General features: G+C 64.4%; 12 protein-coding genes. 4 read left to right on the forward strand and 8 right to left on the reverse strand.

The window, feature by feature from the left end; genetic code table 11:
- Positions 1 to 73 precede the first annotated feature (73 nt).
- Positions 74 to 346 (reverse strand): metal/formaldehyde-sensitive transcriptional repressor, encoded by a 273-nt coding sequence (locus tag BCV67_RS09955; RefSeq protein WP_057629483.1) that lies wholly within the window; start codon positions 344 to 346, stop codon positions 74 to 76.
- Positions 347 to 411: 65 nt separating this feature from the next.
- Here BCV67_RS09955 and dmeF point away from each other — a divergent pair, with 65 nt between their 5' ends.
- Positions 412 to 1,392, forward strand: a complete 981-nt coding sequence (dmeF, locus tag BCV67_RS09960) for a CDF family Co(II)/Ni(II) efflux transporter DmeF (protein ID WP_062170773.1) — start codon at positions 412 to 414, stop codon at positions 1,390 to 1,392.
- Positions 1,393 to 1,603: 211 nt separating this feature from the next.
- Here the strand turns inward: dmeF and BCV67_RS09965 are convergent, their stop codons facing one another.
- Together BCV67_RS09965 and BCV67_RS09970 are read right to left on the reverse strand one after the other, a co-directional pair.
- On the reverse strand, positions 1,604 to 2,239 hold the full coding sequence (locus tag BCV67_RS09965; protein ID WP_062170771.1) for a response regulator transcription factor: 636 nt from the start codon (positions 2,237 to 2,239) through the stop codon (positions 1,604 to 1,606).
- On the reverse strand, positions 2,236 to 3,342 hold the full coding sequence (locus BCV67_RS09970; RefSeq protein WP_062170769.1) for a sensor histidine kinase: 1,107 nt from the start codon (positions 3,340 to 3,342) through the stop codon (positions 2,236 to 2,238). The genes BCV67_RS09965 and BCV67_RS09970 overlap by 4 nt, the downstream gene beginning before the upstream one ends.
- 167 nt (positions 3,343 to 3,509) lie before the next feature.
- On the opposite strand from BCV67_RS09970, the gene BCV67_RS09975 reads away from it, so the two are divergent.
- The gene (locus tag BCV67_RS09975; RefSeq protein ID WP_062170768.1) at positions 3,510 to 4,229 is read left to right on the forward strand and encodes a hypothetical protein; all 720 of its coding nucleotides are present in this window, start codon (positions 3,510 to 3,512) and stop codon (positions 4,227 to 4,229) included.
- A gap of 123 nt (positions 4,230 to 4,352) precedes the next feature.
- Here BCV67_RS09975 and phhA read toward each other — a convergent pair whose 3' ends face one another.
- Positions 4,353 to 5,243, reverse strand: a complete 891-nt coding sequence (gene phhA / locus BCV67_RS09980; protein ID WP_062170766.1) for a phenylalanine 4-monooxygenase — start codon at positions 5,241 to 5,243, stop codon at positions 4,353 to 4,355.
- Between the two features lie 132 nt (positions 5,244 to 5,375).
- On the opposite strand from phhA, the gene BCV67_RS09985 reads away from it, so the two are divergent.
- Entirely contained in the window at positions 5,376 to 5,858 is a 483-nt protein-coding gene (locus BCV67_RS09985; protein WP_057629470.1) for an Lrp/AsnC family transcriptional regulator, read from the forward strand.
- Between the two features lie 267 nt (positions 5,859 to 6,125).
- Here the strand turns inward: BCV67_RS09985 and BCV67_RS09990 are convergent, their stop codons facing one another.
- The 3 genes from BCV67_RS09990 to BCV67_RS10000 form a co-directional block, all read right to left on the reverse strand.
- Entirely contained in the window at positions 6,126 to 7,160 is a 1,035-nt protein-coding gene (locus BCV67_RS09990; RefSeq protein WP_057629471.1) for a patatin-like phospholipase family protein, read from the reverse strand.
- A 106-nt stretch (positions 7,161 to 7,266) separates the two neighbouring features.
- Positions 7,267 to 7,878, reverse strand: coding sequence for a hypothetical protein (locus tag BCV67_RS09995; protein ID WP_062170764.1), 612 nt, complete (start codon positions 7,876 to 7,878; stop codon positions 7,267 to 7,269).
- Positions 7,879 to 8,045: 167 nt separating this feature from the next.
- Positions 8,046 to 9,059 (reverse strand): TIGR00266 family protein, encoded by a 1,014-nt coding sequence (locus tag BCV67_RS10000; RefSeq protein ID WP_062170762.1) that lies wholly within the window; start codon positions 9,057 to 9,059, stop codon positions 8,046 to 8,048.
- 169 nt (positions 9,060 to 9,228) lie between these two features.
- Here BCV67_RS10000 and BCV67_RS10005 point away from each other — a divergent pair, with 169 nt between their 5' ends.
- Positions 9,229 to 11,559 carry a TonB-dependent receptor gene (locus BCV67_RS10005; protein ID WP_062170759.1) on the forward strand — a complete coding sequence of 777 codons (2,331 nt, stop codon included), beginning with the start codon at positions 9,229 to 9,231 and terminating at the stop codon, positions 11,557 to 11,559.
- Between the two features lie 125 nt (positions 11,560 to 11,684).
- Here the strand turns inward: BCV67_RS10005 and BCV67_RS10010 are convergent, their stop codons facing one another.
- A complete protein-coding gene (locus BCV67_RS10010; protein ID WP_062170757.1) occupies positions 11,685 to 12,791 on the reverse strand; it encodes a glycoside hydrolase family 18 protein in 1,107 nt (368 codons plus the stop codon).
- Between the last annotated feature and the right edge of the window lie 282 nt (positions 12,792 to 13,073).

Consider the following 13,073-nt stretch of genomic DNA (forward strand, 5'->3'; position numbering starts at 1 on the left):
ATTGGCCATTTTACATGTTGCTGCAAACCGCGCCGGGGGCCCGGCATTCAGGGCCGGGGCCGGGCGGCAGGGCTCAGCGCGCATGGCGCTTGAGCAGTTCCAGCAGCAGCTCGGCCTCTGCGGCGCGCTTGGCCGGGTCCGGTTCGGCCACCACATGCTCGCTGAGATGGCCGGCCATCACCTCCAGCATCAGCCCGTGCATCGCGCCCTTGGCGGCGGCGATCTGCACCAGCACAGCATCGCAGTCGTCGCCGCTTTGCAGCGCCTGTTCCAGCGCTGCCACCTGCCCGGCGATGCGCCGCACCCGGGTCAGCAGCTTCTTCTTGTCACGTTGGATGTGTGCCATGGCTGGCATCATATACCCCATGGGGGTATAGAATCACGCCGCCCATCCTGCCATCCAGAGCTCCCATGCAACTCGACGCACTTGCCGATTCCCGCCGCCACGGCCACGCCTTCAGCGACGGCAATCCGCTGGCGGAAAAGAACACCCGTCGCGCGATGGTGCTGACCCTGGTGATGATGATGGTGGAGATTGCCGGCGGCTGGTGGTTCAACTCGATGGCAGTGCTGGCCGATGGCTGGCATATGAGCTCGCATGCCTTGGCGTTGGGCTTGGCGGCGTTTGCCTATGCCTGTGCGCGGCGCTATCGCGACGACCCGCGCTTTGCCTTCGGCACCTGGAAGATCGAGATATTGGCCGGTTTCACCAGCGCCATCCTGTTGCTTGGCGTGGCGGCGATCATGGCGTTCGAGTCGATCCTGCGCGTGTTCAAGCCCAGCCCGATCCACTATGAGCAGGCCATCGCGATCGCTGTCATCGGGCTGGCGGTGAACCTGCTGTGTGCGTGGTGGCTGCGTGATCAGCATGATCACCATCACCATCACCATCACGGACATGAGCATGGGCATCAGCACGGACAGCATGACCATGCGCATGGCGATCACCACCATCATCATCACGATCTGAACCAGCGCTCGGCCTACCTGCACGTGCTGGCGGATGCAGCGACCTCGGTGCTAGCGATCATCGCCCTGCTCGGCGGCCTGTATTTCGGTGCGTCGTGGCTGGACCCGCTGATGGGCATCGTTGGCGCGGTGCTGGTTTCGGTCTGGGCCTGCGGCCTGATCCGCCAGACCAGCGGCGTGTTGCTGGATGCGCAGATGGACGCGCCGGTGGTGGCCGAAATCCGCGAAGCGGTGGAGCAGGGTGAGGTGCCGGCACGGATCAGCGACCTGCACGTCTGGCAGGTTGGGCGTGGCCGCTATGCCTGTGCGATGGAAGTGGTGACCGCGTCGGCGGTGGCGCCGGACGTATTCCACCGCGCCTTGGCCATCCACGAAGAAATCGTGCATGTGACGGTAGAAGTGCGCAGCGCAGCATCGCTGTAGTGCCGAGCCATGCTCGGCAAGGGCTCCACCCGTAACCCATCAGTCATTGTGGGAGCGGCGTCAGCCGCGAAGCCGATAGACCACCAGATCGTGGATATGTCGGTGTTCCAGCATTGCCAGCTTCGCGGCTGATGCCGCTCCTACGACGGGTATATCGGTAGAGCCCCTGCCGAGCATGGCTCGGCACTACCGGTTGCGCATTGGCCGATTGCTAGATCACCCGCAGGGTGATCGCCTTCAACACCGCGCGGGTGCGATCGCGGGTGTCGAGCTTGTCGAGGATCGCCGAGACATAGTTCTTCACCGTGCCTTCGGCCAGGAACAGGCTGCCGGCGATCTCGCGGTTGCTGTAGCCGCCGGCCATCAGCCGCAGCACCGCCACTTCCTTCTGGCTGAACAGCTCTTTGGGCGCGTCGTCGGCGTGGTAGCGATAGCGCTGGCGTACCGCATCGGTGCTTACCGGCTGCAGCAGGGTCTGGCCGGCGATGGCGCGCGTGATGGCCTCATGCAGGTCTTCGGGTGCGGCGTCCTTCAGCAGGAAGCCCTGCGCACCGGCTTCGGTGGCGCGCAGCAGTAGGTTGCTTTCGTCGAAGGTGGTCAGGAACACGCAGGGCGTCGGGTCGCCTCTGGCGCGCAGCGTCTTCAAGGCCTGGATCCCATCCATGCCCGGCATGCGGATATCCGACAGGATCAGTTGTACCGGCTGCTGCGCCAGTTGCTCTAGCAGCGCTTCTCCGTTGTCAGCTTCAAACACGATGCTGATGCCCAGCTGCTGCAACAGGGCGCGCAGGCCGGCGCGGATCAGCGCCTGGTCGTCGACCAGGGCAATGCGGGGAGCGTCGTTCATGCCGGCAATTCCACACGAATCTGCAGGGCGCCGGAAGCGGCGCGCTGCAAGTGCAAGCTGCCGCCTTGCTCGTCAACCCGCTCGCGCATGCCGGTCAGGCCGGTGCCGGCGCGCGGTTCGCCACGCAGCTGGCCGTCATCTTCCATGGCCAGCAGCAGGCGCCCGTCGCGCTGTTGCAACACAACCCGCAGCACCTTGGCGTCGCTGTGGCGGGCGCTGTTGGTGAGCGCCTCCTGCACACAACGCAGCACGGTTTCGGCCTTGGCGGTGTCGTTGAGCTGCACGTCCTCATCCAGCTGCAATTGCAGGCGCGGGCGTGGCAACGGCGCGGCAAGCGCGTGCAGCGCGGTATCCATGTCGAGTTGGCCGCTGTCGCGCAGGCAATGCACCACCGCGCGGATATCGCCGAGCAGCTGGGCCGACAGCTGCTCGCATTGGGCCAACTCGGGTGCAGCACCCGCCTGCCCGGCAAGCGCGCGCAGATGCAGGCGTAGCGCGGTGAGTTTGTGCCCGGCGACATCGTGCAGTTCGCGTGACAGCCGCAGCCGTTCCATATCGCGCGAGCGCTCCGCGAGCAGGGCGCGGGTGGCCAGCAGGTCGGCGTTCACCAGCGCCAGCCGGCCGCGGGCCTTTTCCGAGCTGCCCGCGTAATGCGTGGTGAGCATGGCGAAGGCCTGGAAACCGGCGAAGATCAATACCACTGCGGCAGGGTGGCTGTGCACGTCGCGCAGTACCAGGTACATGCCCACATTCACCAACAGCATCACCACCAAGGCGGTGCGCAACGGCCAGCTCATCGCCACCTGCGCGGCCAGCATTACCAGCAATGCGGGTGCGACGCCGCTGCGGTGGGCCAGGCGGATGACCACCAACGCTGCCAGCGCTTCGATCACCAGCATCACGCTGCGCTGTGGGGCGGGCCGCTCGTAGCTGGCCGCCAGCAGGAATGCGAACAGGAACAGCAGTGCACTGCCCCAACGCAGGGCGGTCTGCGCGCCTGCGTCATAGGGCAGGGTGGCAACCACCGCCACCCAGGTGAGCAGGCCGGCGAGATTGAGTGGATGCAGCAGCCTGTGCCAACGCGAGCGGTGAGTAATTTGCATGCCCGCATGCTGCTGGGCGCAGACGCCAGCGGCAAGGGGCAGACGACAGAAAGTGACTTCCGGCAGGGTCGATCGGTGACTGGCGCGACTGCCGTGGGCGCAGTGGCTCACGCACGCTGTACACAGGCCATCGCATTCCGCCGGCCGCCACTGAAGAGACCACCGTCATGCCCGGATATTCCCTGATCGTCGCGCTGCATGTGCTGGCCGGGGTGGTAGCGCTGATCAGTTTCTGGTCGGCGGCGCTGATGAAGAAGGGCTCGCCGCGGCATCGTGCGGTGGGCAAGGTCTACCTGGTGGCGATGGCCAGCATTGTGGCCAGCTCGGTGCCGATCACGGTCCAGTTCGCCTTCTTCCGCCAGCAGCCGTTGACGGCCCTGTTCCTGGCCTACCTGATGGCGATCACCGGCAATGCCACCTGGTTGGCCTGGCGTGCGGTCACCGACAAGCGCGACTGGAAGAAGCTGGTGTCGCGACCGGGTTGGCATCTGGCGTTGTGGCCGATGGTGGTACTGGCGCTGGCCGTGGTGGCCACCGGCGTACAGCATCGGCAGGTGTTGTTCTTCGGTTTCTCGGCGATTGGCTTGTGGGCCGGTTGGCGCATGCTGAAGTTTGCCCGGCGTGGCCCGGCGCGGCCGGACTGGGCCTTCCGCCAGCACTACCAGTCGATGCTGGGTGCCGGTATCGCCACTCATGTGGCTTTCCTGGGCATCGGCATGCGCCCGGTGTGGCAGTGGCTGCTCAGCCACACCACCGTGCCGGCGCTGCTGATCGAGTTGTTCCCGTGGGCGGCGCCGCTGGTGGTGGCGCTGATTGCCGCGGCTTGGTTGAACCGCAAATACGGTGGCCGGCGGGTGGCCAAGGTGGCTCCGGTCAAGGCTCAGTGAATTGCAGGTGTGGTGTTTGAGAGCCCCCGGGTGCGCTTCGCTTACCCGGGCTACGGGTACGAGGTATCTGCATGAAGAAGCCGCCCTTGGGCGGCTTCTTTTATTGCGGTGATGCGAGCGGGCTTAGACGTCGCCGCCGTCGGCCCAGCCTTCGCCGCTGCCGCGTTGGAACACGGTATCGGCGGCCTGAACGTCGCCGGCAGGCAGATGCTCGGCATCGGCCAGGCGGGCGTAGATCGGGGTGAAATCCGGTTCGGTTGCGGCCATCAGCTGCTCGAAGCCGTCGATGACGAAGTAACTCTTCTGGAAGGTGTCGATGCGGTAGCGGGTGCGCATGATCCGCTCCAGATCGAAGCCAATGCGGTTGGGCGCGGCCGATTCCAGCGAGTACAGCGATTCACCCTTGGACGAGACGATGCCGGCGCCGTAGATGCGCAGGCCGTCGGCGGTGTTGATCAGGCCGAACTCCACCGTGTACCAGTACAGGCGGGTCAGGTTCTGCAGCGCGTCCGGGCCGATGGCATGCGCCTTGACCCCACCACGGCCGTAGGCAGCCATGTAGTCGGCGAACACCGGGTTCATCAGCAGCGGTACGTGGCCGAACAGGTCGTGGAACAGGTCGGGTTCGGCGATGTAGTCGATCTGCTCCGGGCGGCGGATCCACCAGGTCACCGGGAAGCGGCGGTTGGCCAGGTGATCGAAGAAATCGAGCTCCGGCAGCAGGCCCTCCACGCCCACCAGCGTCCAGCCGGTGGCCGCGCCCAGCACTTCGTTGAGCTGGTCGAAGCGCGGAATCATGTGTTCGCTCATGCCCATCTCGTCCTGGGCATCGAGGAACTCCTGACAGGCACGTCCTACCAGCAGTTCACGCTGGCGCTGGTACAGCGTGCTCCAGGTGGCGTGGTCGTCGGCGCTGTAGCTGTCCCAGGGCTGCTCCACCACGGCGGTGGTATAGACCGGCACGTAGCCCTTGTCGGTGTGCTGGTGTTCGACGCGGCGCGGGTGGGCTTCCATGGCGGCAGCTCCTGAAGGGAATAGATAAGCGCATGGTAGGAAGCCTGCCGCGCAACAGGTGTGCGTAATTGCCAGACGGATGGCTTCTGACGCAATATTGTTGCGTCCATTCCATGCTGCGGAGCAACAAAAATGGCGTCGGTGAACCTTGATCGCACGGATCTGCGGCTTCTGGTCGAAATACAGCAGCATGGCCGCGCCACCAATGCCGAACTGGCAGCGCGGGTGAACCTGTCACCGTCAGCCTGCCTGCGGCGGGTGCAGCGGCTGGAAACAGAGGGCGTGATTGCCGGTTATGGCGCACGCCTTGAGCCACGCGCGATCGGGCTGGGTCTGCAGGCCTTCGTACGCGTGCAGCTGTCCAAGCACGGGCAGGCGGCGATCGATCATTTCGTGCAGGCGGTGCAGCTATGGGATGAGGTGGTGGCCTGCCACGCGCTCACCGGCGACATGGATTACCTGCTGCAGGTCTACGTGCGCGACCTGGATCACTTCTCCGAGTTCCTGCTCGACAAGCTGCTCAATGCGGCCGGCGTGGCCGACGTCAATTCCAGCTTCGTGCTGCGCACGGTGAAGGAGTTCCGCGCGCTGCCGCTGTCGCAGCTGGGGCGGTGAAGTAGCGAAGGCTCCGCAGCTTGAAGCCCCTCTTCCGTTTACGGGGTGAGAGGGGCAGCTTGCGCGAACCATTGGTTCGCTGCCCGTCGAACGCCCTTGCGCAAGCGCAAGGGCCGGGGCGCGGAGCGGGGGTTGGGGTGAGGGCGCTCTATGCTTCAGATTGTGGGAGCGCCGTAAGCCGCGAAGCTGACAATCTGAAACGTCTCCGGCTTCGCGGCTTACGCCGCTCCCACAAAACTACAAAAGCTGCAGCGCTACCGTTGTTCGTCAACGCGCCGGTGCGCTGCAGTTCTTTTCGACACCGCGCAGCTTCTCGATGCGGCTGCGGCTGTCCTGGCAGCGCTGGTGTGCTTCTGCCTGCACGGCGGCGGCACGCGCATCGGCGTTGCGTGCGGTGGCAACACGTGCCTGCTGCAGGCGGGCGATGCCGGCGCGGATCTGCGGCATGGCTGCCATCGCTGCCTTCTCGCCTTCCAGAATGGCGCGGCCGCGTTGTTCAAAATCGGCTGCGCCGATATCCAGCACCGCCGGACGGATCACCACGTCGGCGCGCGCCAGTTCCTGCTCGCCCAGGCGCTGGCCCATGATGGTGATCGACTGGCCCACCGCACCGAGCAGGCCGGTCGGGCGCTGGCCGGTGGCGCGGCTGGAGATATCCACTGCGATAACGAACTCGGCACCCAGCTGCTTGGCCGCATCCACCGGCACCGGGCTGACCACGCCGCCGTCGACATAACTCTTGCCACCAATGATCACCGGCTCGAACACGCCGGGGATGGAACTGGAAGCCCGTACCGCCTGGCCGACATTGCCGCGCACGAACACCGCTCGCTCGCCGGTCTCCAGCTGGGTGGCGACCGCAGCGAACGGCTTCTCCAGTTGCTCGGCGCGCTTGTTGCCGACCTGTGCATTGACGTAGTCCTGCAGCTTCTGGCCCTGCACCAGCCCGCCGGAGAACAGGCGGATATCGCGGATGCTGGCTTCATCCAGCGCCACCGCCTTCTGCTGCATCTGGAAGGCATTCATGCCGCTGGCATACAAAGCGCCAACCACGCTGCCGGCGCTGGTGCCGGACACCACCACCGGCTCGAAGCCATTGGCTTCCAGCATCTTGATCACGCCGATATGCGCAAAGCCCTTGGCCGCGCCACCGCCCAGCGCCACACCGATCTTGACCGGCCGCACCGGCGTGGTCGGCTGCACCGCAGCCGGCGGGGTGGGCTTGGTGTTCTCGCCGCCACAGGCTGCCAGCAGGCCAAACAGGGAGAGGGACAGCAGCAGACGGGCGTTGCGCGCTTTCATGATGAACAGGGGGCTTTGGAAAGGGCGCCAGCATAGCGCTTTGGGCTGGCAAGGCCGCCAGCGGACTCACGGTTGGTTTAACCAAGGCTGCCATCGGCAGCCGGCATCAGCCTGCGTAAAGCGCTGGCGCCCACAACGACACCACTATTCCCAGCAGGACGACTATCCAGAAAAGTGCGCCCAACACCATCCACACCCAGTTGGCAGCGGTCAGCCGGGCGTTGCGGTCGCCATCGGGGTCGCCGCAGGCAAGGTTGGCCGCGCGCTGCGCCTGTACCAGCGACATCATATTCAGCACCAGAAACAGCATGCCGATCCCGAAGCTTGGCAGTGGCGGCAGGACGGCGTCGGGGATGCGGCTGATGATGCGGCCAACAATCGCCGAGATCACGAAAGCGCCGGCCCACATCTCCGGTGACCAGCTATAGCGCTGGCCGGAACGGCGCAGGCGCTGGTCGATTTCCTGGTTCAGGCTGTTGGCGAAGAAGATCGCGAAGATGGCGCGGGGCACCGGCCAGATATCCAGCTTCTTGTCACGCTTGTGCCGGCTCCAGTGCTTCCAGAACCAATACACCGAGTAGAAGCCCAGGGTGGCCACATAAAGCAGCACCAGCTTGGTGATGGAAACCACATAGAACGGCGGCAGGCCAGAGGGTTCTGCGCTTTCCTGCGTCAATGATGCCTGTGGTGGAGCGTAAATCGAGTCCTGCGCATCCATGGCTTCCTGCCTTCCCTGAAAATGAATGCCGCGAGTATGGCGACTGCTCCTGGGCGCGACAAGCAGATACGTCTTCTCTGTATCAAAGACGGCATTTTCCTTGCGCGCAGGGGCGCAATATTCCGTAACCCGGACTTTCCAGCCGGGCTACGGAAACCGTGGCGCCATCAGAACTTGTTGTCACCATCCAGCAAACGCCCCAGCCCACCCAGCACCGAGCCTTCACCGCGGCTTTGGCCGCCACCCTGCGGTGCGGCGGCATACATGCGGCCAGCCAGGCGCGAGAACGGCAGCGATTGCAGCCAGACCTTGCCCGGGCCGGTCAGCGTTGCCAGGAACACGCCTTCGCCGCCGAAGAACATGCTCTTGAGGCCGGCCACGCGGCGCACGTCCATGTCCACGCTGGCGTGGTAGGCCACTACGCAGCCGGTATCCACGTCGATGCGCTCGCCCGCCGCCAGCTCGCGTTCAACCACGCAGCCGCCGGCATGCACGAATACCCAGCCGTCGCCTTCGAGCTTCTGCATGATGAAACCCTCACCGCCAAACAGGCCGGTCATCACCTTGCGCTGCAGGTGCACGCCCACCTGCACGCCGCGCGCGCCGGCCAGGAAGCTGTCTTTCTGGCAGATCAGCTTGCCGCCGTGCTGGTCCAGCTTCATCGGCAGCACCGTGCCGGGGTAGGGCGCGGCGAAGGCGACCTTGGCCTTGCCGTTGCCGGTATGGGTGAACAAGGTGGCGAACAGGCTTTCGCCGGTGATCACCCGCTTGCCGGCTGACATCAGCTTGTCCATGAAGCCGCCGCCCTGGCCCTCGTGGCGGCCATCACCGAACACGGTGTCCATCTGCACGGACGAATCCTTGAACATCAGCGCGCCGGCCTCGGCAATCGCGCTTTCGCCCGGGTCCAGTTCGATTTCCACGAACTGCATCTCATGCCCGATGATGCGGAAATCGATATCGTCAGCCTGGTTGCGGTTGCCAGCCACCGGCGGCGGCATCGGCGGTGGGCTGGTCTGGCCACCGAACTCGGCGATTTCGCTGACTGCCTGCCAGCCCTGCATGCCCTCGCGCCAGGCCAAGGCCTGGCGGTTACCCTGGGCAAAGCGGCGCGCAGCCTCGTCGTCCAAGGGGCCGACGCGATCGGCTTGGCCGGGAATATGGAAATACCATTGGGTCATGGTGGTACGCCTGGGGGAAGTTACGCCCAAGTCTATGCGGCGGAACTGGGTCACACCCCTGACAGTCGTCATGCCGATGAATACCTGAACGATTGCGATACGAATGTTGTACTGCAACAATTCCGTGCTAGGCGCAGTTCCCATTTCTCCTCAACAGGCCCGTCTCGCCATGTCCCCGACCCGTATCGCTCGCCGCCGCTTGCCGGCAGCGCATCCGCTGTTCGTCGCCGTTCTTGCCGTATTGCCCTTCACCGCTGCAGCGCAGGACGCGACCACCGCCCAGAAGGAAGCAGCCACGCTGGATGCGGTGAAGGTCACCGCGGCACGCAAAGTCGAAAACATCCAGGACGTGCCGGTTTCCATCAGCACCGTCAGCGGCGAGAAGCTCGACGCGCTGGCCTCCGGTGGCACCGATGTGCGTTACCTGTCCGGCCGCGTGCCGAGCCTGAACATCGAATCCTCGTTCGGCCGTGCGTTCCCGCGCTTCTACATCCGCGGCTATGGCAACACCGATTTCCGTCTCAACACCTCGCAGCCGGTATCGCTGGTGTATGACGACATCGTGCAGGAAAACCCGATCCTGAAGGGCTTCCCGATCTTCGACGTGGAGCAGGTGGAAGTGCTGCGTGGCCCGCAGGGCTCGCTGTTCGGCCGCAACACCCCGGCCGGCGTGGTCAAGTTCGACTCGGTGCGTCCGTCGCAGGAGTTTGAAGGCTATGGCAAGGTCGGCTACGGCAGCGACAACCTGTGGAACGTGGAAGCGGCCGTGGGCGGCGCATTGAGCGCTCGCTGGTCGGCACGTGTGTCGGCCCTGTACCAGCGCCGCGACGACTGGGTGAAGAACACTGGCCCGGGCCCGAACGACGGCCTGGAAGGTTATGACGAGTCGGCCGTGCGTGCGCAGTTCCTGTACGAAGGCGACAACTTCGAGGCCCTGCTCGGTGCGCACAAGCGCCACCTCAACGGCACCGCACGCCTGTTCCGCGGCAACATCTTCAAGAAGGGCAGCAACGATTTCGTGCCCGGCTTCGACGAGAACAAGGTATCGATCGACGGCCTCAACCACTCCGAGCTGGACAGCAGCGGTGCCAATGCGCGCCTGAGCTGGGACCTGGGTAACTACAAGCTGTCGTCCATCACCGGTTACGAAACCGTGGACACCTTCAGCGTCGGCGATATCGACGGTACCTCGGGCCCGTATTTCACCGCCGATGTGCCGTTCGCATCGGAAACCGCTGACGGCATTCCCAGCCACTCGCAGTGGACCCAGGAACTGCGTCTTGAATCGCAGAACGAAGGCCCGTTGAACTGGCAGACCGGCCTGTTCTACTTCAAGGAAGATTACGACGTCGACAGCGTCAGCTACGACACCACCAACGGCAGCAAGCAGGACGGCTTCCAGCGCATCAACCAGACCAACGATGCGTGGGCGGTATTCGGCGGCCTGACCTTCCAGGCGACCGACAAGCTGGAGCTGCGTGCCGGTGCGCGTTACACCATCGACAAGAAGGATCTGAAGGTAAAGGACTACTGGAACACCGGTTTCTCACCGTGCATCGCGCCGACCCTGAGCAATCCGCCGGGTGTTGCCAAGTGCGATCTGGCCGGTCTGCTCGCCGCGCAGCAGGCAGCCTTCGCCGCTGGCGATGCGGTTGATCCGTACCTGTCGGCCTCGACCAAGGACAAGAAGTTCAACTGGGACTTCTCGGCCACCTATGCCGTCAATGACACCGTCAATGTTTACGGCCGCGTCGCCACCGGTTTCCGTGGCAGCTCTATCCAGTCCGCCGGTGCCTTCAACGACAAGACCGTGGCCGATCCGGAAACCGTGTTGTCGTTTGAAGCCGGCGTAAAGGCCGACTTCTGGGACAACCGTGCGCGCTTGAATGCCAGCGTCTACCACTACCGGGTCAAGGACCAGCAGCTCACCGCCGTGGGTGGCGCACAGGGCAATGCCAACATCCTGCTCAACGCCGACAAGAGTGTGGGCAAGGGCTTCGAGCTGGATCTGCAGGCCTACCTGACCGACAACCTGCTGGTCACCCTGGGCAGTGGCTACAACCACACCGAGATCAAGGACGCCGATCTGAGCGTGGCCGGCTGCTTCTCCTGCACCGTGACCAATCCGCTGGATGCCAACGGCAAGGTGCTGATCAACGGCAATTCGCTGCCGCAGGCGCCGGAGTGGACCCACAACATGACCGCGCGCTGGTCGCTGCCGCTGGCCGATGGCACCCAGCTCTACGTGTTCACCGACTGGGCCTACCGCAGTGAAGTGAATTTCTTCCTGTACCAGTCCAAGGAATTCACCGGCAAGTCGCTGCTGGAAGGCGGCCTGCGCGTGGGTTACCAGTGGAACGACGGTGACTACGACGTGGCCCTGTACGGCCGCAACATCACCAACCAGATCCGCGCTACCGGCGGCATCGACTTCAACAACCTCACCGGCTTCATCAACGAGCCGCGCCTGTGGGGTGTGGAGTTCAAGACCCGCTTCTAAGCCGGCATTGGTTTGTGTGACGAACGAAGAAGGCGCGGAGCAATCCGCGCCTTCTTCGTTTTGTAGTGCCTTGTTCTTCTGTAGTGCCGAGCATGGCTCGGCACTACAGAATCTACGCGCGGCGTTTAGCGCAGCGCGTCATGCAACACATCAAGCAGCTGCTCGTTGTCATCGCCACCCTGCTCCCAGTACATGATGCCGCCCAGGCCCTGCTGCTTCACATAGTCGGCCTTGATCCGCAGCGATTGCGGATCGTCATAGCTGATCATGCGCCGCTCCTTGGCGTTCCACAGCCATGGCACCTGCGCCTCGTCATCCCACAAACGCTGCCACTCCGGCGCGTTGAGGCAGGTGTGGACGATGTCGCGCCAGGTGATGAAGCCGCCCTCCGCAGTGAACTTCTGGAAGCGCCCATTGTTGGCCGTGCCTACATCGCCGAAGGTGCGGCCATAGAACGGCACGCCCACATTGATCTTGGCGGCGGGAACACCGGCATCGAGAAAGTACTTCACCGCATCCACGGTGGTGCGACCTTGCGGCGTGGCCAGCGATGAGCGGGCAAGCCCGGAATGATGACCGGTGGTCTTGGTCAGGCTGCCGTAGAAGTCATACGTCATCAGATTGATCCAATCCAGTGACTGGGCAATGCGCGGCAGCTCCAGGCCTTCGGCGGCACGGCCTTCGGCGGCGGCGATGGTCAGCAGGTAATGGCGCTTGCCTGCACCTTCGCGGTCCAGGCGCGCGCGCAGTTCTTCCAGCAGCAGGGTGAAATTGTGGCGGTCATCCGGGCTGTGGCTGATGCCGGCGTCACCGAGCGTGGGGTACTCCCAATCGACATCCAGGCCATCCAGCTTGAACTGGTGCATCAGCGCGACGCTGCTATCGATGAAGCGCGCGCGTGCAGCTGCGCTGGCGGCGGCCTCGGAGAAATTGCCTGCGCCCCAGCCACCGATCGACAACACGATCTGCAGCGACGGGTTGTCCGCGCGCTTGGCGACGACCGCATGCAGGCGCGCGGGGTCCACATTCTCCGGCAGATGGACGGTGCTGTCGGGCTTGACCACGGCGAAGGCGAAGTTGACCACATCGAGTTTCCGTGCCGACAGCTGCAACGGCGCAGGGCTGTCCATCACATAGCCGATCAAGCGCGGTGACTGCGCCTGCACGGCAAAGGGCAACAAGGCGGCGATCAACAGCGCCTGCAGACGTGGATAGCGAAGGAATACCGGCATGAGAGTCCCCAATGAATGGACCTTGGACTGTACCCGCAGGAGCCACCAGCGTGCCAAGGCGGTGACGTCGGAAACCATCACGGTAGTGCCGAGCCATGCTCGGCAAGGGCATTACCGGTAAAGCCAATCCTGTAGTGCCGAGCCATGCTCGGCAGGGGGCATTACCGGGAAAGCCTCTGCCGAGCATGGCTCGGCACTACCGCCCCCTCCCTTTGCCGCAGGCAAGGGGAGGGCTGGGGAGGGGTTGGCTTTGGGGCCTTTCAAGCATCGCCAGCTTCGCGG

It is taken from the genome of Stenotrophomonas nitritireducens, assembly GCF_001700965.1.
Lineage (GTDB): Bacteria > Pseudomonadota > Gammaproteobacteria > Xanthomonadales > Xanthomonadaceae > Stenotrophomonas > Stenotrophomonas nitritireducens_A.

Excerpts from the sequence above, each read along its gene's own strand:
- BCV67_RS09975 (WP_062170768.1), top strand. The coding sequence starts at position 3,510 with ATGCCCGGATATTCCCTGATCGTCGCGCTGCATGTGCTGGCCGGGGTG.
- BCV67_RS10010 (WP_062170757.1), bottom strand. The coding sequence starts at position 12,791 with ATGCCGGTATTCCTTCGCTATCCACGTCTGCAGGCGCTGTTGATCGCC.
- BCV67_RS10005 (WP_062170759.1), top strand. The coding sequence starts at position 9,229 with ATGTCCCCGACCCGTATCGCTCGCCGCCGCTTGCCGGCAGCGCATCCG.
- BCV67_RS09955 (WP_057629483.1), bottom strand. The coding sequence starts at position 346 with ATGGCACACATCCAACGTGACAAGAAGAAGCTGCTGACCCGGGTGCGG.
- BCV67_RS09965 (WP_062170771.1), bottom strand. The coding sequence starts at position 2,239 with ATGAACGACGCTCCCCGCATTGCCCTGGTCGACGACCAGGCGCTGATC.
- dmeF (WP_062170773.1), top strand. The coding sequence starts at position 412 with ATGCAACTCGACGCACTTGCCGATTCCCGCCGCCACGGCCACGCCTTC.
- phhA (WP_062170766.1), bottom strand. The coding sequence starts at position 5,243 with ATGGAAGCCCACCCGCGCCGCGTCGAACACCAGCACACCGACAAGGGC.
- BCV67_RS09970 (WP_062170769.1), bottom strand. The coding sequence starts at position 3,342 with ATGCAAATTACTCACCGCTCGCGTTGGCACAGGCTGCTGCATCCACTC.
- BCV67_RS09995 (WP_062170764.1), bottom strand. The coding sequence starts at position 7,878 with ATGGATGCGCAGGACTCGATTTACGCTCCACCACAGGCATCATTGACG.
- BCV67_RS10000 (WP_062170762.1), bottom strand. The coding sequence starts at position 9,059 with ATGACCCAATGGTATTTCCATATTCCCGGCCAAGCCGATCGCGTCGGC.
- BCV67_RS09985 (WP_057629470.1), top strand. The coding sequence starts at position 5,376 with ATGGCGTCGGTGAACCTTGATCGCACGGATCTGCGGCTTCTGGTCGAA.
- BCV67_RS09990 (WP_057629471.1), bottom strand. The coding sequence starts at position 7,160 with ATGAAAGCGCGCAACGCCCGTCTGCTGCTGTCCCTCTCCCTGTTTGGC.